Origin of the sequence: Haloarcula ordinaria, assembly GCF_029338275.1 — an archaeon.
GTDB lineage: Archaea > Halobacteriota > Halobacteria > Halobacteriales > Haloarculaceae > Haloarcula > Haloarcula ordinaria.
This window is the reverse complement of record NZ_CP119789.1, coordinates 673417-698038: the sequence shown is the minus strand read 5'-3', so window position 1 is coordinate 698038 and position 24622 is coordinate 673417. Positions and strand designations below refer to the sequence as shown.

General features: G+C 66.0%; 23 protein-coding genes. 12 read left to right on the top strand and 11 right to left on the bottom strand.

Annotation, left to right across the window (positions count from 1 at the left end):
• Complete coding sequence (locus P1L41_RS03655; protein ID WP_276297515.1) at positions 1-591, top strand: dolichol kinase; 591 nt, start codon at positions 1-3, stop codon at positions 589-591.
• A 64-nt stretch (positions 592-655) separates the two neighbouring features.
• Positions 656-3115, top strand: coding sequence for a DEAD/DEAH box helicase (locus P1L41_RS03650; RefSeq protein ID WP_276297514.1), 2460 nt, complete (start codon positions 656-658; stop codon positions 3113-3115).
• Here P1L41_RS03650 and P1L41_RS03645 read toward each other — a convergent pair.
• Complete coding sequence (locus P1L41_RS03645; protein WP_276297513.1) at positions 3112-3834, bottom strand: Sjogren's syndrome/scleroderma autoantigen 1 family protein; 723 nt, start codon at positions 3832-3834, stop codon at positions 3112-3114. The two genes, P1L41_RS03650 and P1L41_RS03645, sit on opposite strands and share 4 nt — an antisense overlap.
• Before the next feature lie 173 nt (positions 3835-4007).
• Here P1L41_RS03645 and mdh point away from each other — a divergent pair, with 173 nt between their 5' ends.
• The 3 genes from mdh (at position 4008) to P1L41_RS03630 (ending at position 5861) form a co-directional block, all read left to right on the top strand.
• Positions 4008-4922, top strand: coding sequence for a malate dehydrogenase (gene mdh / locus P1L41_RS03640; protein ID WP_276297512.1), 915 nt, complete (start codon positions 4008-4010; stop codon positions 4920-4922).
• Positions 4923-5192: 270 nt separating this feature from the next.
• A complete protein-coding gene (locus P1L41_RS03635; protein ID WP_379789137.1) occupies positions 5193-5612 on the top strand; it encodes a CBS domain-containing protein in 420 nt (139 codons plus the stop codon).
• Positions 5613-5618: 6 nt separating this feature from the next.
• Positions 5619-5861, top strand: a complete 243-nt coding sequence (locus P1L41_RS03630; RefSeq protein WP_276297510.1) for an amphi-Trp domain-containing protein — start codon at positions 5619-5621, stop codon at positions 5859-5861.
• A 149-nt stretch (positions 5862-6010) separates the two neighbouring features.
• Here the strand turns inward: P1L41_RS03630 and P1L41_RS03625 are convergent, their stop codons facing one another.
• The 3 genes from P1L41_RS03625 to P1L41_RS03615 are packed head-to-tail and all read right to left on the bottom strand — an operon-like array spanning position 6011 to position 7726.
• Positions 6011-6697: an OapC/ArvC family zinc-ribbon domain-containing protein gene (locus P1L41_RS03625; RefSeq protein WP_276297509.1), complete on the bottom strand. Its 687-nt coding sequence runs from the start codon at positions 6695-6697 to the stop codon at positions 6011-6013.
• Entirely contained in the window at positions 6697-7080 is a 384-nt protein-coding gene (locus P1L41_RS03620; RefSeq protein ID WP_276297508.1) for a DUF2073 domain-containing protein, read from the bottom strand. The genes P1L41_RS03625 and P1L41_RS03620 overlap by 1 nt, the downstream gene beginning before the upstream one ends.
• 4 nt (positions 7081-7084) lie before the next feature.
• The gene (locus P1L41_RS03615; RefSeq protein WP_276297507.1) at positions 7085-7726 is read right to left on the bottom strand and encodes an Era-like GTP-binding protein; all 642 of its coding nucleotides are present in this window, start codon (positions 7724-7726) and stop codon (positions 7085-7087) included.
• Between the two features lie 1073 nt (positions 7727-8799).
• On the opposite strand from P1L41_RS03615, the gene P1L41_RS03610 reads away from it, so the two are divergent.
• On the top strand, positions 8800-10377 hold the full coding sequence (locus P1L41_RS03610; protein WP_276297506.1) for a Cdc6/Cdc18 family protein: 1578 nt from the start codon (positions 8800-8802) through the stop codon (positions 10375-10377).
• Positions 10378-10384: 7 nt separating this feature from the next.
• Here P1L41_RS03610 and P1L41_RS03605 read toward each other — a convergent pair whose 3' ends face one another.
• Complete coding sequence (locus P1L41_RS03605) at positions 10385-11035, bottom strand: S26 family signal peptidase (protein ID WP_276298429.1); 651 nt, start codon at positions 11033-11035, stop codon at positions 10385-10387.
• Between the two features lie 104 nt (positions 11036-11139).
• Positions 11140-11850: a S26 family signal peptidase gene (locus tag P1L41_RS03600; protein ID WP_276297505.1), complete on the bottom strand. Its 711-nt coding sequence runs from the start codon at positions 11848-11850 to the stop codon at positions 11140-11142.
• 78 nt (positions 11851-11928) lie between these two features.
• Here P1L41_RS03600 and P1L41_RS03595 point away from each other — a divergent pair, with 78 nt between their 5' ends.
• Entirely contained in the window at positions 11929-13497 is a 1569-nt protein-coding gene (locus P1L41_RS03595) for a DNA-directed DNA polymerase II small subunit (protein WP_276297504.1), read from the top strand.
• Positions 13498-13765: 268 nt separating this feature from the next.
• On the top strand, positions 13766-15064 hold the full coding sequence (locus P1L41_RS03590; RefSeq protein ID WP_276297503.1) for an O-acetylhomoserine aminocarboxypropyltransferase/cysteine synthase family protein: 1299 nt from the start codon (positions 13766-13768) through the stop codon (positions 15062-15064).
• 379 nt (positions 15065-15443) lie between these two features.
• On the opposite strand, the gene serB is transcribed toward P1L41_RS03590, so the two are convergent.
• The 4 genes from serB to P1L41_RS03570 form a co-directional block, all read right to left on the bottom strand.
• Complete coding sequence (gene serB / locus P1L41_RS03585; RefSeq protein WP_276297502.1) at positions 15444-16076, bottom strand: phosphoserine phosphatase SerB; 633 nt, start codon at positions 16074-16076, stop codon at positions 15444-15446.
• A gap of 76 nt (positions 16077-16152) precedes the next feature.
• Entirely contained in the window at positions 16153-18330 is a 2178-nt protein-coding gene (locus tag P1L41_RS03580) for an ATP-dependent DNA helicase (RefSeq protein WP_276297501.1), read from the bottom strand.
• A gap of 60 nt (positions 18331-18390) precedes the next feature.
• Positions 18391-20322, bottom strand: a complete 1932-nt coding sequence (locus tag P1L41_RS03575; protein ID WP_276297500.1) for an acetate--CoA ligase — start codon at positions 20320-20322, stop codon at positions 18391-18393.
• A 122-nt stretch (positions 20323-20444) separates the two neighbouring features.
• A complete protein-coding gene (locus tag P1L41_RS03570; protein ID WP_276297499.1) occupies positions 20445-21410 on the bottom strand; it encodes a cation diffusion facilitator family transporter in 966 nt (321 codons plus the stop codon).
• Positions 21411-21476: 66 nt separating this feature from the next.
• On the opposite strand from P1L41_RS03570, the gene P1L41_RS03565 reads away from it, so the two are divergent.
• Positions 21477-21986: a metallophosphoesterase gene (locus P1L41_RS03565; protein ID WP_276297498.1), complete on the top strand. Its 510-nt coding sequence runs from the start codon at positions 21477-21479 to the stop codon at positions 21984-21986.
• 30 nt (positions 21987-22016) lie between these two features.
• On the opposite strand, the gene P1L41_RS03560 is transcribed toward P1L41_RS03565, so the two are convergent.
• A complete protein-coding gene (locus P1L41_RS03560) occupies positions 22017-22685 on the bottom strand; it encodes an ArsR/SmtB family transcription factor (RefSeq protein WP_276297497.1) in 669 nt (222 codons plus the stop codon).
• 160 nt (positions 22686-22845) lie between these two features.
• On the opposite strand from P1L41_RS03560, the gene P1L41_RS03555 reads away from it, so the two are divergent.
• The 3 genes from P1L41_RS03555 (at position 22846) to P1L41_RS03545 (ending at position 24609) form a co-directional block, all read left to right on the top strand.
• Entirely contained in the window at positions 22846-22968 is a 123-nt protein-coding gene (locus P1L41_RS03555) for a DUF7859 family protein (RefSeq protein WP_276297496.1), read from the top strand.
• Positions 22969-23011: 43 nt separating this feature from the next.
• The gene (locus P1L41_RS03550) at positions 23012-24091 is read left to right on the top strand and encodes an aminopeptidase (protein ID WP_276297495.1); all 1080 of its coding nucleotides are present in this window, start codon (positions 23012-23014) and stop codon (positions 24089-24091) included.
• A gap of 143 nt (positions 24092-24234) precedes the next feature.
• Complete coding sequence (locus tag P1L41_RS03545; protein WP_276297494.1) at positions 24235-24609, top strand: YccF domain-containing protein; 375 nt, start codon at positions 24235-24237, stop codon at positions 24607-24609.
• Positions 24610-24622 lie beyond the last annotated feature (13 nt).

Genomic DNA, 24622 nt, shown 5'->3' with positions numbered 1-24622 from the left:
ATGGCCGACGAGGTCGCGCGACGACTCGTCCACGCCTCGGGGTCGACGGTCCCGCTGGCCCACCTGTTCGTCCCCGACCTCGTCACCTGGACCGTCGTGAAGGTGTTCCTGGCGCTCGCGGTGGCGGTCGTGGTCGTCCTCGAGTACGTGCGTCTCTCCATCGGCCTCGACTGGGCCATCTACGACCGGCTGACCCGCGAGTACGAACAAGACAACCCGGCCGGCTACGCGCTGTACGTGGTGGGGATGGCGGCCGTCGCCTGGGCCGTCGGATTCGCGGGGATGACCACCGCCGTCGCCGTCCCCGCGATGCTGATGCTCACCGTGGGCGACCCCATCAGCGGCCTGCTCGGCTCCGCGGACGCGAGCAACGTCAAGCAGGCGTGGGTCCTGCTGGTGATGTTCGGCGTCTGTACCCTCCTCGCGGCGCCGTTCGTCCGGCCCGTCGCAGCCGTCCTGGGTGGGGCCGCCGCCACCTTCGCCGACGGCGTCAAGCCACGCATCGCCGGCTACGTCGTCGACGACAATCTCTCGATTCCCGTTCTGGGGGCTGCGGCGATGTGGGCCGGCGTGGTGCTGGTCCCCGTCTGAGTAGGGCTATACTTTCACCGCGCTACCTGAACCCTTAACCGCCGCCGGGGCCAACGCCCGGGCAATGGCGACCACCGATGCCGAGTCCGGTGCCGAGCACCTCGACCGGCCGCTCGTGACCCCGGGGTTCCTCGAGAACCGCCGGTACCAGGTCGAACTAGCCGAGACGGCCAGCCGCGACCACGCCCTGGTCTGTCTCCCGACCGGACTCGGCAAGACCACCGTCTCGCTGCTGGTGACCGCCGACCGGCTGGCCACCGTCGGCGGGAAGTCACTCATGCTGGCCCCGACCAAGCCGCTGGTCCAGCAACACGCCGAGTTCTACCGCGAAGCCCTCGAAGTGGCCGACGACGACATCGTCGTCTTCACCGGCGAGGTCAGCCCCGCCGACCGCGCCGCGCTGTGGGAGGACGCCCGCGTCGTCATCGCCACGCCGCAAGTCGTCGAGAACGACCTGGTGGGCAACCGTATCTCACTCGCTCCGGTCACGCACTGCACGTTCGACGAGTGTCACCGCGCGACCGGCGACTACGCCTACAACTACATCGCCGAGCGCTACCACACCGACGCCGAGAACCCGCTGGTGACCGGGATGAGCGCCTCGCCCGGCGACGACGAGGAGGCAATCCTCGAGGTGTGTGAGAACCTCGGGCTCTCCGAGGTCGCGGTGATGACCGAGGACGACGCCGACGTCGACGAGTACACCCACGACACGAGCGTCGAGTGGAAGCGCATCGAGTTGCCCGAGGTCGTCCGCGAGATTCGCGACGCCATCAACGAGGTCGTCGCGGACCGCCTGGAGAAACTTCGGGAGCTGGGCGTCACCCGGAAGACCTCGCCCGACATCTCCGAGCGCGAGATACAGGGGATGCAAGCCGAGTTGCGGACGCTGATGAACAACGACCAGAGCGAGGGGTACCAGGGGATGAGCTTCCTCGCGGAGATACGGAAACTGCGGACCGCCGTCACCTACGTCGAGACCCAGAGCGTCGAGTCGCTGGTCCGGTACTTCGAGCGCCTCAAGGAAGCGGCCCGCTCCTCGGGTGCGTCGAAGGCCGACCAGCGCCTGGTCAACGAGCCCAAGATACGCGAGGCGATGCGCAAAGCGAACGGGTACGACGACCTCCACCCGAAGTTCCGCCAGACGCGGATGTTGCTGGCCGAGACGCTGGGTATCGAGAACGGCGAGCGCATCATCGTCTTCACCGAGTCCCGGGACACCGCCGAGACGCTCGTCGAGTTCCTCTCGGCGCACTTCGAGACCGAGAAGTTCGTCGGCCAGAGCGACACCGACGGCAGCGAGGGGATGACACAGAACGAGCAGCAGGAGACGCTCGACCGCTTCCGAGCGGGGGAGTTCGAGGTGCTGGTCTCGACCTCCGTCGCCGAAGAGGGGCTGGATGTCCCCGAAGTCGACCTCGTGCTCTTCTACGAACCGGTCCCGACAGCGATTCGGGCCATCCAGCGCAAGGGCCGGACCGGACGGCAGGCCGAGGGACGCGTCGTCGTCCTGCTCGCCGAGGACACCCGCGACGAGGCGTACTTCTGGAAGGCCCGGAACGACCAGAAGCGGATGGAGAACGAACTGAACGAGCTGAAAGGCGTCGCCGGGGAACTCGAAGCACAGCTGGACCAGACGGCCCTCGACGAGTACGAGGACAGCGAGGGGGACGGGACCGGTGATAACGGGACTGACGGCGCTCGAAGTGAAACAGGGGGCGAGTCGGAACGTACTGGGAGCGACGGCCAGGCGGACCTCGGTGCGTTCGCGCCCGAGCCGGGCGAGGCAGGCGATACCGAGGAGACCGACGAGAAATCAGAGAGTGACGCCGATGGGACCGTCGCGAAACCCGAGGGCGACGACGACGCGGTGCAGATCGTGGCCGACCAGCGCGAACTCGACTCGACCATCGCCCGGGACCTCTCGACGCGCGAGGGCATCGAGACGCGCCTGGAGACCCTGGCCGTCGGTGACTACGTGCTCTCGGACCGGGTGGTCGTCGAGCGCAAGACCGTCTCTGACTTCCTCGATACGCTCACCGGCGGCGACCGCTCGATGTTCGAGCAGGTGGGGGACGCTTCGCGCCACTACGCCCGCCCGGTGGTCGTCATCGAGGGCGAGGACCTCTACGGGGCCCGGAACGTCCACCACCGGGCCATCCAGGGGGCGCTGGCCTCGCTCGCGGTCGACTTCGGCGCGTCTATCCTCCGGACCAGCGACGAACAGGAGACGGCGGACCTGCTCGCCGTCGTCGCGGAGCGCGAACAGGACGTCTCCGAACGGGAGGTGAGCGTTCACGGCGAGAAACAGTCACGGACGCTACCCGAGCAACAGGAGTACGTCGTCGCCGCCATCGGCGAGGTCGGCCCAGTCACCGCCCGGAGCCTGCTGGAGCACTTCGGGAGCGTCGAAGCCGTGATGACCGCCGCCAAGGAGGACCTGCTCGAGGTGGCGGGCGTCGGCGAGGTGACCGCCGACCGCATCCGCGACGTGGTCGGCGGCGAGTACGGCGAACGCGACTAGAACTGGAGCGCGTCGAGCGCCTCGGCCGCCTCGCGCGCCGCCTCGAGGTGTTCGCGAGCCCGTCGGGGGTTGTCGGTGTTGGCCGCCCGTTCGGAGTACTGCCGGAGTGTCTGTGCGAGGAGTCGCTCTGCTGCGGCGACGTCTCCCTGGACACCGTCGTTCTCGTCAATCGTTCTAGATGAAACGGAGGGGTCGGCGGACGGAATCGACTGGGACCCCTCGGCTGCGGATTCGGTGGTTGTGCCGTTCGTCTGCACCTCCGCCGGCTGGTCGGCGGGATTCGCCACGCCGGAATCGGCCACCGTTTCACGTGGACCGGTGGCCGACCCGGGCTGCGGGTGGCTCTCGTCGGCCTGAGGTGGTTCCTCGGTGCGCTCGGCGGGCTGGTCGGGTCCCTCGTTCCCCGATTCCGCCTGGTTGCCGAACTGGACGCGGGCCTCGTCGCCCGGGTTCGCGACCTCGATGCGGTCGCCCCCGTCGTCGCCCTCGGAACCCTCCTCGGCGGGTTCTCTGGTGATGGGTTTCTGGCAGGTCGGACAGAACTCCTGGCCGTCGTAGCGGAACACCGGGTCGCCACAGTCGCTGCAGTGGGCGTTGGTCATCGTCGCCCCCTTCAACAGCAGCTCGCTCATCTGCTCGGTGGCCTGGCGCTTCTCCTCCTCGGCCTCGAACTTCTCGCGGAGTTTCTCGCGTTCGGCTTCCTTGTCGAAGTCGCTCATACACGGTCGAACGTGACGGTGCTGAAAACCCTTTACGGCTCCCGACAGCCACAGCGAGTTCGGGGACAGGGGTCAGAGCACCCCAGATGGTCGGTCGCGGCGCACCTCGTCGGCTCGCGCTCCAGCGGGGGTTCGACACGTTTAACCTGTGCGACCGTGGGGATTCGAATGGTATGACAAAGGTAAGCGTAGTCGGAGCCGCGGGCACCGTCGGTGCCGCTGCGGGCTACAACATCGCGCTTCGGGACATCGCAGACGAAGTCGTGCTGGTAGACATTCCGGACAAGGAAGAGGACACCATCGGGCAGGCGGCCGACACCAACCACGGCATCGCCTACGACTCGAACACGACGGTCCGACAGGGCGGCTACGAGGACACCGCCGGCTCGGACGTCGTCGTCATCACGGCCGGCATCCCGCGCCAGCCGGGCCAGACGCGCATCGACCTCGCGGGCGACAACGCCCCAATCATGGAGGACATCCAGTCCTCGCTCGACGAGCACAACGACGACTACATCTCGCTGACGACGTCGAACCCCGTCGACCTGCTCAACCGGCACCTCTACGAGGCCGGCGACCGACCGCGAGAGCACGTCATCGGCTTCGGCGGTCGACTCGACTCGGCGCGCTTCCGCTACGTGCTCTCGGAGCGCTTCGACACCCCCGTCGGGAACGTCGAGGCGACCATCCTGGGCGAACACGGCGACGCGCAGGTCCCGGTCTTCTCGAAGGTCCGTGTCGACGGCGCCGACCCCGACTTCTCGGCCGAGGAGCGCGAGGAGATTCTCGCCGACCTCCAGGCATCCGCGATGGACGTCATCGAGCGCAAGGGCGCCACCGAGTGGGGCCCGGCCCGCGGCGTCGCCCACATGGTCGAGGCCATCGTCAACGACACCGGCGAAGTCCTGCCGGCGTCGGTCAAACTGCAGGGCGAGTTCGGCCACGAGGACACCGCCTTCGGCGTCCCGGTCAAACTCGGCAGCGACGGCGTCGAAGAGGTCGTCGAGTGGGACCTCGAGGACTACGAGGAAGAGCTGATGACCGACGCGGCCGACAAGCTCGCAGAGCAGTACGCCAAGATCGAGTAAGGCAGTCGCGGGGCGGTCGAGTCGTCCTCGAGAGTACCGGATTCAATCTGTGGACGCACGGTCGTCGAAATTCTCGCACAGTGCACGTGCGGGAGTGTCGAACACTGGGCGCGATCTTGCAAAGTTGGTTCTCGACAGTCCCGGTATGAGTTCGTTCAGTCCGCGGTGCACGGTTAGCACGGTCCCGGAAGTAGGGATTCCCACCAGCCGAGAATAATGTCAATCAATTAAGTATTATTCCTCCCTCTGTTTTGGATGGGTGACTCGCAAATGCCAATCGAAGACCTCGCTCGAAGCGACACCGTCACAGCTGATCCTGAAACCCCTGTTGTCGACCTCGCAGCGACGATGGCCGAAGAGAACGTCGGGAGCGTCGTAATCACGACTGACGGGACGCCCGTCGGGATCGTCACGGATCGAGATCTGACCGTTCGCGTCCTCGGCGAAGGGAGCGACCCGACTGAGCAGACCGCCAAAGACGTGATGACCGACGACCTGCACACAATCGAACCCAGAGCCGGGTTCTACGAGGCGGCCGAGCTAATGGCCGAGCAGGGAATTCGACGCCTCCCCGTCTCTGATGGTGATACCCTCACCGGAATCATCACTGTTGACGATATCTCCGAGCTGCTCGCCGACGAACAACAACATCTCGGCGACATCATCCGTGCCCAGCGGCCCGAGTACTGACTACCCATGCCAGAAGAAGAACTATTCAAGACCGAGAAACAGATGATGCGAACAGACATCGCCCGGGCGTTGCGTGATGCCGCGGACGAGATTGAATCGGGCGATGTCCATCTGGTGAGCGACACCGACGAACGGAGCGTTACCGTTCCCGAGCGTCCTCGATTCGAAGTCGAACTTGAACGGCTCACGGATTCGGAGACCGGAGAACAACGGTACGAACTCGAGTACGAGATAAGGTGGACGAAGTAGCACGACTGCCGTGCTGACCTCGTCCTCTGTCTGGGTCACGTCGTTCCTGACACGAATTCGGTACCTGTCCAGCCGGGTGGTGGGTCGCTTCGCTCACCCGCCGGCGAATCGACAGCCCGGCAGAATCAGGTCTCGACAGCCGAAGCCGACTACTCCGACTTCGAGTTCCGAATGGCGTCGGGGACCTGGATGGAATAGCGGCCGTCCTCCTGCAGCGCGACGATGTACTCCTCGCGGTCGTACAGCTCCATCAGGTTGAGCTCGTACTGGCCGGGTTCGAGCACCTTGATGGACTCGAACTGGTCGTTGAGCTCCTTCCGGAGCTCCTGGAGGTCCGGTCGGTCCGGTTCCGGGTCGGATTCTTCGGAGTCCGGGTCGGCTCCAACGGGCTGGAAGCGGTGTTCCTCGCCCGATTCGGCCGCTGGCTCCGACGGGAGTTCGTCGGGCGAGACGACGTCCCCGCGGGCGCTCGCCTGTGCGGCGTCCTCGCTATCGACGTCACCGGCCGTCGAGGCAGCGGGTGCGGCGGTGTCGTCTGTCGCCTGGCTGTCTCCGGTCGACGATGTATCTGGCGAGGTACGCCCGGCCGCCCCCTCCGGGCCGGACCCGCCCACGAAGTCCTGGACCCGTGCAGCCGTCTTGCCGACGGTACGAGCGACGGAGCTATCCGGACCCGGCGGTTCGGGGGGCTCTGCGTCGGTGTCCGGTGGCGACGAGTCGTCGACGCCGCTGGGCCGGAACTGGAACTTGTTCCCGCCACAGTCCGGACAGCCCGACAGCATCTCCTTCGAGCCGTCCTCGAACACGCGAGCACAGTTCGTACACTGGTGGGGCATTATTTCCGGGAGACGAGCGCGCTGATGAGGGTTTCGTCCTTGTGGAGCGTCTCGATTTGGTTGGCCGGGCCGATGACGGTGAGCTTCTTGGCCGACTGCTTGCCCATGATGCGGTCCAGGATGCTCGCGTCGGCGGCCTCGGATTTCGGGTAGGTCTCTATCTCGATACCGTTGAACTCGTCGGGGCTGATCTCGGTCATCGTCACCTCGATGAGTCGCGACTCCTCGTCGGGCGAGAGCCCCTCTTCGAGGATGACGATGTTGCCGTCACGGACGCCGTCGAGGATGGTCCGTATCTTCTCCATCGACGTGAGCCCGTCCATCCGCTCGCCGCTGATGAGGTCGATCTGCACGCCGTCGCCTGGGTCTTTGACTTCTGCCATTATATCACCCGAAGTACTCCGCGATTTTGTCGTAGACCTCGTCCATGTTGTCGCCCTCGAGGGCCGACAGCGGGATGGTCTCGTGCTGTGGGTAGGCGTTGGCGATACGCTGGACCGACGAGTCCTCCAGGTCGATCTTGTTCGCCAGGATGAGCACCGGGAGGTCCTGGCTCTCGATGATGCCGATGAGCATCGTGTTGACCTGGGTGAACGGGTCGGTCGCCGAGTCGAGCACGTAGATGACGCCGTCGACGTCCTCGCGGAGCCAGTGCATGGCTTCGGCGACACCTTCGGTGGCCTCGCGGGAACGCCGAACGGCGTCCTCCTTCTCCATGTCGTGTTCGAGGAACTCGGTGTAGTCGACCTTCGTCGTCACGCCCGGCGTGTCGACGATGTCGATGGTGACCTTCTTGCCGTCGCGTTCGATCTCGACGTTCTCCTTCCGGCGCGCGCGGCGGGTCTCGTGTGGGACGTGGCTCTCTGGGCCGACCGCGTCGCCAGTCCAGTCGCGAGCGATGCGGTTCGCGAGCGTCGTCTTCCCCGCGTTTGGCGGGCCGTAGATGCCGATTCGCTTCGGATCTTCCTCGGAGAACAGCGTCGATGCTGCCCGTGAAATGCTATCTTTGAGGTTTGTGAGTATTCCCATCCTATCCTCCCGCCGCGCGGTACGACCGGTTTGGCGGCTTCTGCCCGTAGAAGCCAGTCGAATTCACTTAAGCCTACGTCAGACAATTGTAATTTCCATGACACACCTTCCCGAGGGAACCGAAAGAGAGTATGTGTGCACGTGCGATGGCCGTTGGGACCTGTGCAGGCTGGGATGTGCACGGCTCGGATTGTGATTCGGTGGGAGTGGGTATCTGACTCTGGACCCGAAGCAACACGGGGATAGAATGCCCCCCACCCCTTCGTTTCGACTGGAACGGGAACCACCCCCGTCGACTGGCCGGCGCGTTCGACGGGAAACGGGCGGGTCCGGGACGGCGCCGCGAGAGAGCGCGCAGGCGGAACTGGCGGATTCACTTCGGAGGAGCCTCTAGACACTAGTATAGAACAACTAGCCGAGCTGTACTATTTCTTATTCTCTAGTGCGGTTTTGGTTTAACGGTATGTAGTATAAATCTTTCCTAGTCTAGCGTGGGACCACTGAAACCACGCGCCCACCCCCGTCCCTCTTTGCCGTTCCAGGCGAAACGAAGGGGTGGGGGGGTCCACCGGATACGGCACTCGCTCAGCACGCCGGATGGTCGTGTCACACGTGGCTCATCTCACCTGGGTGGTGTGGGCCTCCGCGCTCCATCTCTCGTGAGCCATCCATGCCGATGCGTACCGGGCTCACTCACCTCACACCCCTCGAGTTCGCGTCGAACCGCATTGAGACATGCCGACTTGACCCGGACGGGCGCCCCTGCGCTTCTGCTCGAACCCCACACCACGCTGGACTCACTCGTCCAGAATCCGCCGTTCGGTCTCGCTATCGGGCCCTGTGACCCGTCTCCAGCGTCGAGAGCGGTGTGTCTGTTCCCTGATATCGTGGCCTCGCGATGACCGCCTGTACCGAAATATTTAATATCGAATCACCCACGGGTTCACGTGGTTCATCTGGACGCACCACGAGAGACAAAATCCGCTATCCCCGGCGATTCCGGGCCTGTCGAGTCGTCTCCCGCCGTGCGTCCTTCGGTTTCCACATGAAACGAGGGGGTTACGGGACAGAACATGACTGACGAATCCAACGAACGTGACGCCGACGACGACTCCACCAGTGGCGCGACGTCCGGGGATCTCGGCCAGCTACGTGCGGATGACGAATCGCCGAGTTTCGGCTCTGCTGACCGGGCGGACGCGCCGGACCTCGATGACATCGTGCTCGACAACCTCGAGACAGGTGGCGAGGACACCTCTGACGAGGCCTCCCGCGGACTGTTCGACGACCTGCTCGAGGGCGAGCCCATCTTCGAGAACAAGGAGGTGCTCCGTCCGTCCTACACCCCGCACAAGCTCCCGCACCGCGAGGAGCAGATCAACAACATGGCGACGATCCTCGTCACGGCCCTCCGGGGCGATACGCCGTCGAACATCCTCATCTACGGGAAGACCGGGACGGGCAAGACGGCCAGTGCGAAGTTCGTCAGCGAGGAACTGGAGACCACGTCCCAGAAGTACGAGGTCCCCTGTGAGGTCGAGTACATCAACTGCGAGGTGACCGACACCCAGTACCGGGTGCTCGCCCAGCTCGCGAACAAGTTCATCAACAAGAACTTAGATGTCATCGACGACAAGCTCGAGGACCTCACCGACCTCCGCTCCCATGCGCGAGACGACCCCTCGGCGCTCGCCGACACCGCTTTCGGGTCGGTCGAGGCGCTCGAGGACGAGATCGCGTCGCTCGAAGCGGACCGCGACGAGTTCGAGGAGGTACCGATGACCGGGTGGCCGACCGACCGGGTGTACTCCTCTTTCTTCGACGCCGTCGACTACCACGAACGCGTGGTCGTCATCATGCTCGACGAGATCGACAAGCTCGTCGAGAAGTCCGGAGACGACACGCTGTACAACCTCTCGCGCATGAACTCCGAACTGGAGAAGTCCCGGGTCTCCATCATGGGCATCTCGAACGACCTGAAGTTCACCGACTTCCTGGACCCTCGCGTCAAGTCGAGTCTCGGCGAGGAGGAGATTGTCTTCCCGCCCTACGATGCCAACCAGTTGCGGGACATCCTCCAGGCGCGTGCCGACGTCGCGTTCAAGGGTGACGCGCTCTCCGACGACGTCATCCCGCTGTGTGCGGCCTTCGCCGCACAGGAACACGGGGACGCTCGTCGGGCGCTCGACCTGCTCCGGACGGCCGGCGAACTCGCCGAACGCGACCAGACCGACGACGTCGAGGAGGACCACGTCCGGCAGGCCCAGGAGAAGATCGAGCTCGACCGCGTCGTCGAGGTCGTCAGGACGCTCCCGACCCAGTCGAAGATCGTCCTCTTTGCCATCATCCTCCTGGAGAAGAACGGCGTCCGGAATATCAACACCGGCGAGGTGTTCAACATCTACAAGAACCTCTGTGAGGAGATCGACGCCGACGTGCTGACCCAGCGCCGCGTGACGGACCTCATCTCCGAACTCGACATGCTGGGCATCGTCAACGCTGTCGTCGTCTCGAAGGGGCGCTACGGCCGGACGAAGGAAATCTCGCTGTCGGTCCCGACCGACGAGACCGAAGCCGTGTTGCTCTCTGACTCCAGACTCGGCGACATCGAGGACGTCCAGCCGTTCGTCCAGGCTCGCTTCGACAACTGAGGTGAGGTCAGGCCCCGGCTTCGAGTGCGCCTGCGCGCCCGTTCGTCACGTTTTCGACGCTCCCGCTCCCGGCATCCGAAAACTGCTGACCGGCCGCCTGGTTCCACCGGAGCCGAATCTGGCCCAGGAACGGCACCCGCAGTTCCGCGGTGCCGACGACCCACTGGGGTTTCACCGGCGCGCTGATGACCGCCGACCCGACCTGGTCGTAGCGAGCGTTGTTGTCGCCTTTCGTGATGAATCCGCTGTGGGGAGCCGGGCAGTTCGTCAGGTCGGCACAGCTCTGTGCGCTCCCCCTATCCTGCGGGTCCGCGCGGTCGTACCAGTTCTCCCCTTCGTCGACCCACAGCATCGCCCGGTGGATGATGGGCGTCGTCCGCCTGTTCCCGTCCGGTGCGTAGACGATGACGTCGCCGGTCTCCTGGAACCGAACGTACGAACGCGAACCGGCCGCGGTCGTCACGCCGTGGCGCGCGTTCGGGCCGGGAAACCGGTCTTCCTCCATGACGAACACGAGGTCACCCGTGTCGATGTGCGGTTCCATGCTGGGGCTCTCGATAGCCACGAGCGGGGGCCAGACCCCGCTGACGGCGAACAGCAGCAGGCCGACCAGGAGGACGGCGCTGGCGCTGCTGACGACGTCGGCCACGTACACCATCGCACCGCTGCGCCCGTCGTCGGCGCTCGACGGGTCTTGGTCCCCGACCGTCGGACGGCGCTCGTCCTCCGACATTCCTATCGCGCCTTGTCAGAGACGCGGTATCAACTTTCCGCTGTCCGACCCGCGACGGTGTGATTTACCGAGCCAGACGCCGTCGACTCCGCCGTTTCGCCCGCGGTCGGCTGGCCCCCGGTCACCACCTGCGAGCGCAGGCGGAGCCACCCCAGGCCGGGGAGGCGGACTTCGCCGGTCCCGACCACCCACGACGGCCGGACCACGGTGCTGGTGGTGCCGACCTGGTCGTACTCGGTGTTGAAGTCTCCCTGTGTCACGAAGCCGCTGTGGGGGGCCGGGCAGTTCCGGAGGGCGTCGCAATCGCCGGCCGTGCCGACGGCGTTCGGGTCCGCGCGGTCGTACCAGTTCTCCCCCACGTCGACCCACAGCATCGCCCGGTGGATGATGGGCGTCGCCTGCCTGTCGCCGTCGGGTCTGAAGACGATGACGTCGCCAGATCGGCCGAACGCGACGTAGCCGGTCGCGTCACCGGCGGCCGCGGTCACGACGCCGTGCCGTGCGTCCGGTCCGGCGAACCGTTCGGGCTCCATCACGAACACCATGTCTCCCGTCTCGATGTTGGGCGTCATGCTGGGGCTCTCGATAGCCACGAGCGGGGGCCAGACCCCGCTGACGGCGAAGAGGAACAGGCCGACGAGTGCGACGGCGACGACCGCGTTGCCCACGTCGGTGACCAGGTGACCGACCGCTCCCCCAGCGCGGTCGTCGCGTTCGGCGGTCCGCCCCTCGTCGTCCATCTGTGGTCGGCGTAGTCGTGACCGAGATATCAATGTTGGGTCCGCTATCCTTTTGCCTGCCCCCATCGAGTAGCGAATGTGCCCCTGGAGACGCCGGCACGCATTGTCAGAGAACTGGCCAGCCGCGGCTACAACGCCGAGCGGGAGGCGGTGACGCGACTCGCGGACGCACCCGACCCGTCGGCCGCGCTCGACCGTGCACTGGAAACGATGCCGGCGGACGCGCTGAAACTGACGACCGACCACGTCGAATCCGCCCTCGGACCCGACACAGAGCGGCGCGAGTCCCACCTCGCGCCGTCGGCGGGTGCCGAAACCGCAGACGACTCTACGGCCGAATCAGACCCCTCTGTTTCGACTGGAATCGAGGCCCCGAACCCGCCGAAGGGCAGTGGGGACGTTCCACACGAAACGAGGGGGTCTCGCGACGTCGACCTCACGCTCCGGGCCATCGAGGTCGCCAACGACATGACCGGGAACTCGACGGGAACCGGCGAGTACTCGGACTTCGTCGCCGTCTTCCGCGACCGGTACGAGAAGCTCGCCAGTAAACTCCGCGGGCGGGTCAACCACCGGCCGACCGACGCCATCCAGGCGATGGGGGGCGGCAGCGAGGCGGCGCTCATCGGGATGGTCTCGGACATCCGCTCGACGGCCAGCGGTCACTGGCTGGTCGAACTCGAGGACACCACCGGCACGTTCCCGTGTCTCGTGATGAAAGACCGCCCCATCGCCGACCTGGTCCAGCAGCTGCTGTTCGACGAGGTCATCGCCGTCGAGGGGACCTTAGCTGACGACGGCGGCATCCTCTTCGTCGACTCGCTGTACTTCCCCGACGTCCCCCGGACCCACAAGCCCTCGACGGCCGACCGGCCGGTTCAGGCCGCGCTCATCTCCGACATCCACGTCGGCAGCCAGGAGTTCATGGCCGACGCCTGGCACCGCTTCACCGATTGGCTCCACACGCCAGAAGCGGAACACGTGGAGTACCTCCTCATCGCCGGCGACATGGTCGAGGGCGTCGGCATCTACCCCGACCAGGACGAGGAACTCGACATCATCGATATCTACGACCAGTACGAGCGGTTCTCCGAGTACCTCAAGGAGGTCCCCGGCGACATGGAGATCCGGATGATACCGGGGAACCACGACGCGGTCCGCCTGGCCGAACCCCAGCCGGGCTTCGACGAGGAACTCCGAGATATCATGACCGCCCACGACGCACAGGTCCACTCGAACCCCGCGCTGGTCACCGTCGAGGGCGTCACGATTCTCATGTACCACGGCGTCTCGCTGGACGAGGTCATCGCCGAACTCCCCGACGAGGAGGCCAGTTACGAGGAACCCCACAAAGCCATGTACCAGCTCCTGAAGAAGCGCCACGTCGCCCCGCAGTACGGCGGCCACACCCGCCTGGCCCCCGAGAAGAAAGACTACCTCGTGATGGAAGACGTGCCGGACGTGTTCCACACCGGGCACGTCCACAAGCTCGGGTGGGGCGAGTACCACAACGTGCTGGCGCTGAACTCCGGCTGCTGGCAGGCCCAGACCGACTTCCAGAAGTCCGTCAACATCGATCCCGACTCGGGGTACGCCCCGATTCTCGACCTCGACACGCTGGAGATGACTGTTCGCAAATTCACCTAACCCACGTTTTTCCCGCTCGGGTGGCCTGCGGCCACCACTCGCGGCAAAAACGTGGGCGAAAAAGCGAAATCGCCGTGCTCACGGCTTCGCCGTTCGCATTCGAGGTCGCTCGCCGACCTCGCCCGCGGCGATTCCGTGAAACGGCTCGCTTCGCTCGCCGTATGCTTGGCCAACTACCGTCCGTTATTGCCGGCGTCGCGGGGCACTGGCGTAGTTCTCCGGTGTAGGGAATCTTTATTCCTCAGGGGATGAAGATGGGTACCACACTATGAGCGACGACGATTCACACGGATTCGAGACAGACGCCCTCCACGTCGGCCAGGAGGACCCCGGCACGGGCGCCCGGTCGCGAGCCCCGCCTATCCACCAGACCACCTCGTACGTCTTCGAGGACGCCGACGACGCGGCGGCGCAGTTCGCCCTTGAGAAGCCCGGTCACATCTACTCGCGGCTGATGAACCCCACCGTCGCGATGCTGCAGGAGCGACTTGCCGCACTCGAAGGCGGGGTCGGTGCCGTCGCGACGGCCTCCGGGATGGCCTCGCTGAACCTCGCGACCTTCCTGCTGGCCGACGTCGGCGACAACATCGTCACGGCGTCGTCGCTCTACGGCGGGACCTACACCTACTACACCCACACCGCGCCGCGCAACGGCGTCGAGGCCCGCTTCGTCGACACGCTCGATTACGAGGCCTACGAGGAGGCTATCGACGAGGACACCGCCTACGTCCACTTCGAGACCATCGGCAACCCGGCGCTGGTCACCCCCGACATCGAGCGACTGGCCGACATCGCCCACGACAACGGCGCTCCGCTGTTCGTCGACAACACGTTCGCGACGCCGTACCTGTGCAACCCCATCGAACACGGCGCCGACCTGGTCTGGAACTCCACGACGAAGTGGATCCACGGCCACGGAACGACGGTGGGCGGGGTTCTCGTCGACGGCGGGTCGTTCCCGTGGGACGAGTACGCCGAGAAGTACCCCGAGATCGGCGGCGACAACCCTGCCTATCACGGCGTCAACTTCCGCGAGCGGTTCGGCGACGCCGCGTTCACCTACGCCGCTATCGCCCGCGGCCTTCGCGACCTCGGGTGCCAGCAGTCGCCGTTCGACGCGTGGCAGACCCAGCAGGGCCTGGAGACCCTGCCCTCGCGGATGGACCGCCACTGTGCGAACGCGATGGCTGTCGCCGAACACCTCGACGACCACCCCGAGGTGTCGTGGGTCACCTACCCCGGACTCGAGGGCCACGAGACCCACGACATGGCCTCGAAGTACCTCGACGGCGGGTACGGCGGGATGATAACGTTCGGTCTCGAGGACGGCTACGACGCCGCCCGGACGACGGTCGAATCCACGGAGGTCGCCTCGCTCCTGGCGAACGTCGGCGACGCGAAGACGCTCATCATCCACCCGGCGTCGACCACCCACCAGCAACTCACTGACGAGGAGAAGGCCACCGCCGGCGTCACCGACGACCTGGTACGCCTCTCGGTCGGCACCGAAGCCGTCGACGACATCATCGCCGACCTCGACCAGGCCATCGCGCAGGCGACGAACTGAACGACGCCCCGGTACCCGCCCTCCGGCTCCGATTTTTCTGTGCTCGTCACTGGAGCGCCAGCTGTCCAGGTCTCCGACCTCGTTTTACGATTCTGTCCACTCCAGAGATGCATTCAAATACATATCGGGTACGGTTGCGGTAATACTGAAACAATCGGAAGAAATAAGTGGAGGCAGGTGGATGTTTGGCACGTACCGGACCCTACTCGGTGACCAATCAATCACCCATGTCAGTGTTCAGCGCACTCAAGAACCTCGTCAGTCGTTACAGGTCGAGCTACGCCTGCCGGTTCTGTCGGCTCACGTTCGACCGGGAGCTCTCGAACTGTCCCGCGTGTGGCTGTAGCTACGTCGAGTAGCCAACGCGTCCGGCGACCGGTTACAGGACGCCCTCGGCTTCCAGCAGGTCCAGCAGTTCCGCCATGGTCGAGACGGTGACGTCACACGCCGGTTCGACGGCCGGTTTCGGGTTGAACCCGACGGCGAGCCCTGCGACCTCGAGCATCGGCAGGTCGTTGGCGCCGTCCCCGACGGCGACGGTGTCCCCGCGGTCCTCGCCCGCGACGGCCGTCGCGACCTCCAGCGCGTCGTCTTTCGTCCCCTCGATGAGCGGGCCCTCGACCTCGCCGGTGAGCGCTCCCTCGGCGACGGGGAGTCGGTTTGCCACGATGGCGTCGACCTCGACCCTCTCTGCTTCGAGTGCGGCCTCGACGCCGCGCTCGAACCCGCCGGTGAGGATAGCGACGTAGACGCCCGCCTCGCGCAGTGCCTCGATGACTTCGGCCGCGCCGGGGCGCAGCTCGACCGCGTCGAAGGCCGCCTGGGCCTTCTCCTCCGGCAGGTCCTCCAAGAGCGCGCAGCGCTGGCGGAGGCTCTCGGCGTACTCGATCTCGTCGTTCATCGCTCGCTCGGTGATCGACGCCATGTCCTCGGCGGTGCCGTTCTGCTCGCCCAGCAGGACGGTCATCTCCGAGTCCGACAGCGTCCCGTCGAAGTCGAACGCGACTAGCATTACCGGGTGCTACCGTGGCCGGGGTTTCAAAGTATCCGGTTTCGAGTCGCGCCCGCCCGGTCGGAAAGGGTGGCCGCTACGGCTTCGGCGGCGGCCCGTCGTAGGCCGACATGTCCTGATAGAAGTTCAGCATCGCGAACTTCAGTTTCTCGGGGTCGATGTCGACCATCTCCTTTCGCTCCTCGGGTGGGAACGTGCCCCGGACCGCGTAGTCGTGCATCTCCATCTCGGCGGCCTGGGTGTAGCGCTTGTCCAGCAGGATGCGCGCGCCGAAGTCCTCGGGCGAGCGGACCACGCGGCCCAGTGCCTGACGCGTCTTCCGGACCGTGGGAATCTCGACGGCGTAGCGCCACCCGGCGTCCCCGTCGCCGTCGCCGAACGCCGCCTCGTAGGCGTCCTGGACGGCGTCCATCCGGTCGTCGAGGTGCGGGTACGGGACGCCGACGACGGCGACGGTCCGGGCGTCGTCGCCGTCGTAGCTCACGCCCTCCGCGAGGGTCCCCCACAGCGAGGTGAAGAGGACGCCGTCGTCGTCGGCCGTGAAGGCGTTACGGAGGTCCCGAGCCTGTTTCCCGGGCTCGTCGAGGTACCGGGTCCCGTTGACCGCGACCATGTCGTGGTAGCGCTTCGCCTCGCTGTAGGAGGGGAAGAAGACGAGCGTGTTGCCCGGGGTGAAGCGGATGGCGTCCTCCAGCGTGCGGGCGATGGTCCGCTGGGTCTGTGGGTCGTCGCGCTTGCTCGCGAACAGGGCGGGGCCGTCGACGGCGTAGGTCCGTCGGCGCGCTTCGGGGAACTGCGCCCCGTAGGCCATCGTCACCGGGTCGGAGAGACCGACGACGTCCTCGGTGACCTCGAAGGGGCGAAGCGTCGCGCTCATCAGGACCGCCGCGTGCAGGTCGTCGAACAGCGTCCGGGTGACCTGCTCGGGGATGCACGTGTAGAGTTCGGCGCGGCCGTACACCTCGCCGGTCGAGTCGTCACGCCGGACGCTCGCCACTGGGTACTGGCCGGCGTCGTTCGACTCGGCCAGCCAGTCGGCGAGGAAGGTCGCCGCCCGGAGGGTCTGACACTCCTTGCGGGTGTCCAGTTCCCCCTCCTTGAACTGTTCGAGGTACTGCTCGTCGAGCTCGCGGCCCAGGTCGACTGCCTCGTCGACCTCCGTGTGGAACCCCGGGCCGGTGTAGCCCTGGAGGAAGGCGAGTGTCAGGTCGTCCCTGCGGTCCGGGTTGGCGATGGTGACGTCCTCCCAGTGGTCGTCGATCGATTCTCTGTCACCAAATCCTAGCGCGTCATCGTAGGTCTCGACCAGCGCGTCCCGGAACGTCTCGAGGACGTTCCGTCCCGCCTCGACCCGCGGGTCCTCGACGCCCTCGAGTTCGTCCAGCGCCTGGTCGAGCGTGTTCTCGGTCAGGGTACGTCGGGCGTGGTCCCGCGCGGCGGACTCGACGTTGTGGGCCTCGTCGAAGACGGCGACGACGTCCTCGGGGTCCCGGCCGAGCCAGCGGAAGAACTGCTCGCGGATGGTGGGGTCAAGCAGGTGGTGGTAGTTACAGACGACGAGGTCGACGCCGTCCATCCCCTCCTTCAGCAGCTCGTAGCCGCACATGCCCTGTTCGTGGGCGTACTCGTAGACGTCGTCGGGCGTGCGGACGTCGTCGTAGAGCCAGGCGTAGAACTCGTCGGTGTCGACGGTGAGGTTCCGGTAGTAGTGGTCGCATATCGACCGTTCCTCGCGGATCTCGTCGCGCTCGTCCTGGAGGCTGCGCAGCTCGTCGACGACGGCGCTCCGGGCCTCCATGGCCTGGGCGTTCCCGGACTGCCCCTCTTCTAAGAGGTCCCCCTCGCGCCGTTCGAGGTCGGCGATGTCGCCTTCGACGTCAACCAGGTCGCGGGTCGTATCCCGCAGCGCCTGGCACTCCTCGTAGTCGACGTCGATGTGGCACATCGACCCCTTGCCACGGAAGACCACTGCTCGCAGGCGTTCTTGCTGGGTGATGGCACGGGCGTCCTCGACGAACTGGCGCATCTGCTGGTGGACGTTGGTCGTGATGACGACGGTCTTGTTCGTCTCGCGGGCGTGTTCCAGCGCCGGCACCAGCGATGCCAGTGTCTTGCCGGTGCCACAGGCCCCCTCGAACAGCACGTCCCGACCCTCGCCCAGCGCCTCGTAGATGGTACCCATCGCTTCGCGCTGGTGGTCGTACGGCTCGTCGTACGGGAAGAACCGGAGGTAGCCGTCGTCCGTGGTCGCCACTGCCTGCTAGTGGCTCCTCTCGAGATAAAAGACTTCGCCGGGGACCGGAACTGACCGCGGTTACTCGTCGGGGGCCTCCACCTCGATGTCGTCGGTCGCGTACTGGACGGTCTCGACGGCGTCGGGGTCCTCGATGGTCGAGAGGTCGCCCAGGTCCTCGTCGAGCATGATGTCGCGGATGGTCCGGCGCATGATCTTCCCCGAGCGGGTCTTTGGCAGCTGGTCGACGAACTTCAGGTCGCCGACGACGGCGAACGCGCCGACCTGCTCGCGGACGTTCCCGACGAGTTCGTCGCGGAGGTCGTCGCTGGGCGTCGCCGACTCGCGGGTGACGACGAAGGCGGCCGCCACCTCGGTCTTCTCGGGGTCCGGCTTGCCGACGACGGCGGCCTCGACGACTGCGTCGTGACTGACCAGTGCGTCCTCGATGTCGGTCGGCCCCACTCGGTGGCCGGCGATGGTGATGACCTCGTCGGCCCGGCCGCTGAACCAGAAGTAGCCGTCTTCGTCCATCGAGACGGCGTCGCCGACCCAGTACTTCCCGTCGACGGCGCGCCAGTACTCGTCGAGGTAGCGGTCGTGGCCCTCCCAGAGCGTCGGCGTGAGCCCGGGGAACGGCTGTTCGACGACCAGCGCGCCCTCGGTGCCCGGGTCGACCGGGTCGCCGTCGAAGTCCGTCACTGACACCTGGATGCCCGGGAGCGCGACCCCCGCAGAGCCGGGACGGATGGGCACGAGGTCGATGCCGTAGGGGTTCCCGATGATGGGGCCTGCGGTCTCGGTCTGCCACATGTGGTCGATGACGGGCACCTCGTCGTCGAGGACCTCCTGCTGGAGCCACTCCCAGGCGGGCGGGTTGAGCGGTTCGCCCGCGGAGAAGACGGCCTCCAGCGTCGAGAGGTCGGCCCGCTCGTGGAACGCGTCGTCGAAGCCCGATAGCGCGCGGATGGCAGTCGGGGCGGTGAATATCTCCGTGACGCCGTGGCGCTCGACGATATCCCACCAGACGCCGGCGTCCGGGTAGGTCGGGACACCCTCGTAGACGACGGTGGTACACCCCACCAGCAGCGGGGCGTAGACGATGTAGGAGTGGCCGACGATCCAGCCGATGTCGGAGGTGGCGAACCACGTATCGGCGGGGTCTAAGTCGAACATCCACTGGGCCATCGCGTAGACGTGGACCTGGTAGCCACCGTGCTGGTGGACGGTCCCCTTGGGCTTGCCCGTCGTCCCCGAGGTGGGCAGGATGAAGGCCGGGTCGGTCGCCGCCGTCTCGACGTGGCTCGTGTCCTCGTCGCGTCCCTGGTCGATGGCGTCTGTCCAGGCAGTGTCGCGCTCGTGGAGCGCCGTGTCGTCGCCCCGCTGGAGGACCACCACGTCCTCGATACGGTCGCCGGCCGCCTCGTACTCGTCGAGCGAGCGGTCGACGATTGCTTTCAGGTCGACCTCGTCGCCGTTCCGGTAGCCGACGTCCGCCGTCAGGAGCAACTCCGCGTCGGCCAGCTCGATGCGGTCCGCCAGGGCGGCGGCCCCGAACCCGCCGAAGACCACCGAGTGGATGGCCCCGATGCGGGCACAGGCCAGCATCGCGAAGACGGCCTCGGGGCACATCGGCATGTAGATGGTCACGGTATCGCCCCGTTCGACGTCGAACGCGCGGAGCATCCCCGCGACGCGTTCAACCTCGTGCTGGAGCTCGGTGTACGTGTACACCTCGTTGCCCTCGCGTTCGCCGGTCTCGAAGACCAGCGCCGCCCGATTCCCGTCGCCGTCCTCGACGTGCCGGTCGACGGCGTTGTAGCTCATGTTCGTCTTGCCGCCGGTGAACCACTCGAACTGACCCGGTCCGTCGTCTTCGAGGACGCTGTCCCAGCGTTCGAACCAGTCGAGGCCCGATGCGACGTCTGCCCACAGCCTCTCCGGGTCCTCGCGCCCTCGTCGCTGGAGGGCTCTGAGTTCCGGTGCGCGAACGTCGTGCCTGTCTCCTGTCATACTCGGCCGTTCGCCACAACATCATAAAAAATTATGTGGGTTACGTGGTACCGTCTCGCAAGTACCCCACTCCTGCTTCGGGACGGGCACCGTCGGACGGCCGGGTCGCCGCCGATGCGTTCCTACGCTTCGGGTTCGATGTAGACTTTCTTGATGTCGCTGTTTACCGACTTCAACGCGGCCTCTATCTCTGTGATGTCCTCGTCCAGCAGCTCGGTGTCGAGGTCGGGGTCGAAGGCGATGTCCGCCGAGACGATGACCTCGTTCGGCCCGAAGTACACCGTCCGGAAGTCGATAATCTCGACGACGCTCTCGTGGCCCAGGATGGCCTCGCGCAGTCGCGCCCCCTCGTCGGCCGGGAGACTCTCGCCCAGCAGGAGGCGCTTGTTCTCCCAGGCCAGCGCCAGCGCGAAGCCCATCAGCATGATGCCGATGAGCAGCGCCGAGACCTGGTCGAAGACGGGGTTGCCGGTCTGCTGTTCCAGAAAGAGCCCCACGAGTGCGATGGTGATGCCGGCCAGCGCGATGGTGTCCTCCGTCAGCGCCGTCAGCGTCGTCACGTCGCTGGTCTTCCGGAAGGCCTCGCGGTAGCCGCTCCAGCTGTTGCGTTTCATCTGCCGTCGCATCTCGGCGCGGGCCTTCACGAGGGCGTACGTCTCGAAGGCGAAGGCGGCCAGCAGGACGGAGTAGTTGACCCACAGGGGGTCGAGCCACGCGGGCGGCTGATAGCTGATAAAGAGGAACTCGATGCTGCCGGAGTGACCGCCGCCGTGACCGGCCGCGGTGAGCTCGCTCCATCCGTGTTTCAGGCTCTCCCAGCCGGCGATGCCGAAGAGGAAGACGGAGACGAGGAAGCTGTAGAAGAACTGTGCCTTCCCGTAGCCGAAGGGGTGTGTTCGGTCGCTGTCCCGGCCGCTGTAGCGGATGCCGATGAGGAGGAACACCTGGTTGCCGGTGTCGGAGATGCTGTGGTACGTCTCCGAGAGCATGGCGGCGCTCCCGGTCAGGAGGAACCCGACGAACTTCAGAATCGCGATGGCGCCGTTGGCGAAGAGGGCGGCGAGGACGACTGACTTGCTTCCTGCCATTACCACAGGGTCGTGAGCGGGCCTGAAAGTGGTTCTGGATTTATACCACCACCACGTAGGGGCGGTGTGCTCACCGTCGTCTCCGACACCCACGGCATCGACAGCCACCGACTCGAGGGCCGGACGCTCGCGGCAGTCCGTGGCGCCGAGGCAGTCGTCCACGCGGGTGACTTCACGACCGAGCGCGTCCTCGACGCCGTCGAGCATGAGGCGCGGTCGCTCACAGCCGTGTACGGCAACAACGACACTTCGGGGGTCCGGGACCGCCTCACCGACGTCGCGACACTCCCGTGGCGCGGCCTCCGGGTGCTCGTCGTCCACGGGCACGAGCACTCGGAGACGGCCCTGGGCCTGCTCGCCCGACAGGAAGCCGCTGACGTCGTCGTCGTGGGTCACTCACACCGACCCACGCTCTCGGACCTCGGCGGCCGACTGCTGGTGAATCCGGGGTCCTACGCCGACCCGCGGCGCTACCGGCCCGCACACGCCGAACTCGCCGTCGAGCGCGGGCTCCTCCGGGCGAAACTGCGCGCCCCGGACGGCACGACGTACTCAGAAGTCACGCGCGAGGTCTGAGCGGGCCGCTAAACACTCGAGCCACTGTGATTATCGGACGTACCAGATGGCGACGAGCGCGACGAGGACGAACGCGCCGCCGGCGAAGAACGCCAGGCCCGGGGAGAGTCCGCTCACGGCCGCCGTGCCGCCCTGTGTGGCGGCGTCTATCGCGCCGACTGCGGTCTCGGTCCCGCCGTCGGCGACGGCCCCGTCGTCCAGGTAGAAACTCGGGTTCTGACTGACCGTGTCCGCACTCCCGCTCTGGACCGTCGGGCCACCGAACAGGCTGGCCCCGAAGACCTGCTGGACGAGCAGGCTCGCGAACCCGACGATGGCGAGGCCGCCGAGGAAGTTCGCCAGCGCGGCCCGCAGCCCCGAAGTCTCCTGTTCGTCGCCGGCACAGATGACGAGCGGCTGATTCGCCGGCGCGTAGACGTCCATCTCTCTGCCTTTCTCGGAGTACGCGGTGTCGACGATCTCGACGGCACCGGCCTTCTTGAGCTTCTTCAGGTGGTACTGCGCGTTCTGCAGCGAGGTGTCGACGCGGTCGGCCAGCTCGCCCGGCGGTGCGGGTTCGCGGTTGAGCTCCGACAGTAGCTTCCGCGCAGTCCCTGCCGAGAGGGCCGACAACACGTCGTCTGCATCTTCGCTGTCGACCCCGATGACTCTGGGCTCGGCGTCCGGTATCGCCGGGTCCCGAGAGGGCAGCAACGACATGCTTCTGCATATGTACTATGTGCATATGAGTGTTGTCCAAACTACGACGGCTCTTACACATATCACTCAAAGTCCGATTTTACCTATCGAATTCGGGCGTTTCAGCCCTGCTATCACGAACTGCCGAAACTTCTTTGCCCCGCCGCCGACAACGGTGCGTATGGCCGAACTCATGACCTACGCCATCCTCGCCGCCGTGCTCGGGTTCTTTTTCTTCATGTATCTGATGCTCCGGCGCACGGTCACCGGCTTCAAGGAGGGCCTGGACGGCAGCAGAAAGTAGCCGCGGACGAAAGCTGTTTGGGGCCGTCGGCGATGTATGTCGTATGGACTCGCGTATCCGCGAACACGCTTCTGTCGTCGTCGACCACTCGCTGGACCTGAGCGAGGGCGACAACCTCGTCATCGACGCCCACCCGGTCTCCGAGGACCTCGTGGTCGCGCTCCACGAACTGGCCGCCGACCGCGGGGTCAACCCGCTGGTCGTCCAGGACCGGCTCGGCGAGCGCTACACCCGCGCGTACCTGCGCAACCGGGAGGAGTTCGAGACGCCCAGCCACGTCATGGCCCTCTACGAGGAGATGGACGCGTACATCGCCATCCGGGGCAGCGCCAACGTCACGGAGACCAGCGACGTCGACCCCGAGACCAACGCGGCCTACTCGCAGGCCCAGCGCCCGCTGCTGGACGAACGCCTCTCGAAGCCGTGGTGTCTCACCCAGTACCCCGCGGCCGCGAACGCGCAACTGGCCCAGATGTCCACCGAGGGCTACGAGAACTTCGTCTGGGACGCCGTCAACAAAGACTGGGACGCCGTGAAGGAACACCAGTCCCAGATGGTCGACATCCTCGACCCGGCCGACGAGGTCCACATCGTCTCCGGTGACACCACCGACGTGCGGATGTCCGTCGCGGGCAACCCGACGCTCAACGACTACGGCGAGCGCAACCTCCCCGGTGGCGAGGTCTTCACCGCCCCCGTCGCCGACAGCGTCGAGGGCGAGGTGCTGTTCGACAAGCCGCTGTACCACCAGGGCCGCGAGATCACCGGCGTCTCGCTGCGGTTCGAGAACGGGCAGGTCGTCTCCCACAGCGCCGAGAAGAACGAAGCCCTGTTGACCGAGGTGCTGGACACCGACGAGGGCGCTCGCTACCTGGGCGAGCTGGGTATCGGGATGAACCGTGACATCGACCGCTTCACGTACAACATGCTGTTCGACGAGAAGATGGGCGACACCGTCCACATGGCGGTCGGTCGCGCGTACGAGGACACGGTGGGCGAGGAGAACGAACAGAACGAGTCGGCCGTCCACGTCGACATGATCGTCGACATGAGCGAGGACTCGTACATCGAGGTCGACGGCGAACGCGTCCAGGAGGACGGGACGTTTATTTTCGAGGAGTAGCGAGGGGCGCGACCGGAGGGAGCGGCCCTCGTCCCGGAACGGCGACCAGCGGGAGCCCTGGAGGAGTAGCGAGCGGTCTCGCTGATAATCTGACCTCGTTCTGCGGACAGAAGGCTGATGCCGACCGACCGACTACTTCAGCCATGAGCGACCAACCCTCCCTTGTCGTCCGCGCGGTGTGGTTCCTGCTGGTCGGCTGGTGGGCGACCGGCATCTGGCTCTCCGTCGCGTGGCTGTTGAACGTCACTATCATCGGCATTCCGCTGGGCATCATGATGATAAACAAGGTCCCGCTGGTCCTGACGCTCAAGCGGCGCGACCCACTGGTCGTCGAGAGCGGGCGCGGGGCCCAGTACCCACTGCTCGTCCGGGCGGTGTGGTTCGTCTTCGTCGGCTGGTGGGCCAGCGGTGTCTGGATGGGCGTCGCCTACACCCTCTCGCTGACTATCGTGGGCCTCCCGCTGGCTATCTGGATGTACAACAAACTGCCGTACATCGTCTCGCTGTACGCGTACTGACCGGAGCCAGCGT

Bases quoted from the DNA above. Each gene is read 5' to 3' on its own strand.
- P1L41_RS03655 (WP_276297515.1), top strand. From the start codon at position 1: ATGGCCGACGAGGTCGCGCGACGACTCGTCCACGCCTCGGGGTCGACG.
- P1L41_RS03650 (WP_276297514.1), top strand. From the start codon at position 656: ATGGCGACCACCGATGCCGAGTCCGGTGCCGAGCACCTCGACCGGCCG.
- P1L41_RS03645 (WP_276297513.1), bottom strand. From the start codon at position 3,834: ATGAGCGACTTCGACAAGGAAGCCGAACGCGAGAAACTCCGCGAGAAG.
- mdh (WP_276297512.1), top strand. From the start codon at position 4,008: ATGACAAAGGTAAGCGTAGTCGGAGCCGCGGGCACCGTCGGTGCCGCT.
- P1L41_RS03635 (WP_379789137.1), top strand. From the start codon at position 5,193: ATGCCAATCGAAGACCTCGCTCGAAGCGACACCGTCACAGCTGATCCT.
- P1L41_RS03630 (WP_276297510.1), top strand. From the start codon at position 5,619: ATGCCAGAAGAAGAACTATTCAAGACCGAGAAACAGATGATGCGAACA.
- P1L41_RS03625 (WP_276297509.1), bottom strand. From the start codon at position 6,697: ATGCCCCACCAGTGTACGAACTGTGCTCGCGTGTTCGAGGACGGCTCG.
- P1L41_RS03620 (WP_276297508.1), bottom strand. From the start codon at position 7,080: ATGGCAGAAGTCAAAGACCCAGGCGACGGCGTGCAGATCGACCTCATC.
- P1L41_RS03615 (WP_276297507.1), bottom strand. From the start codon at position 7,726: ATGGGAATACTCACAAACCTCAAAGATAGCATTTCACGGGCAGCATCG.
- P1L41_RS03610 (WP_276297506.1), top strand. From the start codon at position 8,800: ATGACTGACGAATCCAACGAACGTGACGCCGACGACGACTCCACCAGT.
- P1L41_RS03605 (WP_276298429.1), bottom strand. From the start codon at position 11,035: ATGGTGTACGTGGCCGACGTCGTCAGCAGCGCCAGCGCCGTCCTCCTG.
- P1L41_RS03600 (WP_276297505.1), bottom strand. From the start codon at position 11,850: ATGGACGACGAGGGGCGGACCGCCGAACGCGACGACCGCGCTGGGGGA.
- P1L41_RS03590 (WP_276297503.1), top strand. From the start codon at position 13,766: ATGAGCGACGACGATTCACACGGATTCGAGACAGACGCCCTCCACGTC.
- serB (WP_276297502.1), bottom strand. From the start codon at position 16,076: ATGCTAGTCGCGTTCGACTTCGACGGGACGCTGTCGGACTCGGAGATG.
- P1L41_RS03575 (WP_276297500.1), bottom strand. From the start codon at position 20,322: ATGACAGGAGACAGGCACGACGTTCGCGCACCGGAACTCAGAGCCCTC.
- P1L41_RS03570 (WP_276297499.1), bottom strand. From the start codon at position 21,410: ATGGCAGGAAGCAAGTCAGTCGTCCTCGCCGCCCTCTTCGCCAACGGC.
- P1L41_RS03560 (WP_276297497.1), bottom strand. From the start codon at position 22,685: ATGTCGTTGCTGCCCTCTCGGGACCCGGCGATACCGGACGCCGAGCCC.
- P1L41_RS03555 (WP_276297496.1), top strand. From the start codon at position 22,846: ATGGCCGAACTCATGACCTACGCCATCCTCGCCGCCGTGCTCGGGTTC.
- P1L41_RS03550 (WP_276297495.1), top strand. From the start codon at position 23,012: ATGGACTCGCGTATCCGCGAACACGCTTCTGTCGTCGTCGACCACTCG.
- P1L41_RS03545 (WP_276297494.1), top strand. From the start codon at position 24,235: ATGAGCGACCAACCCTCCCTTGTCGTCCGCGCGGTGTGGTTCCTGCTG.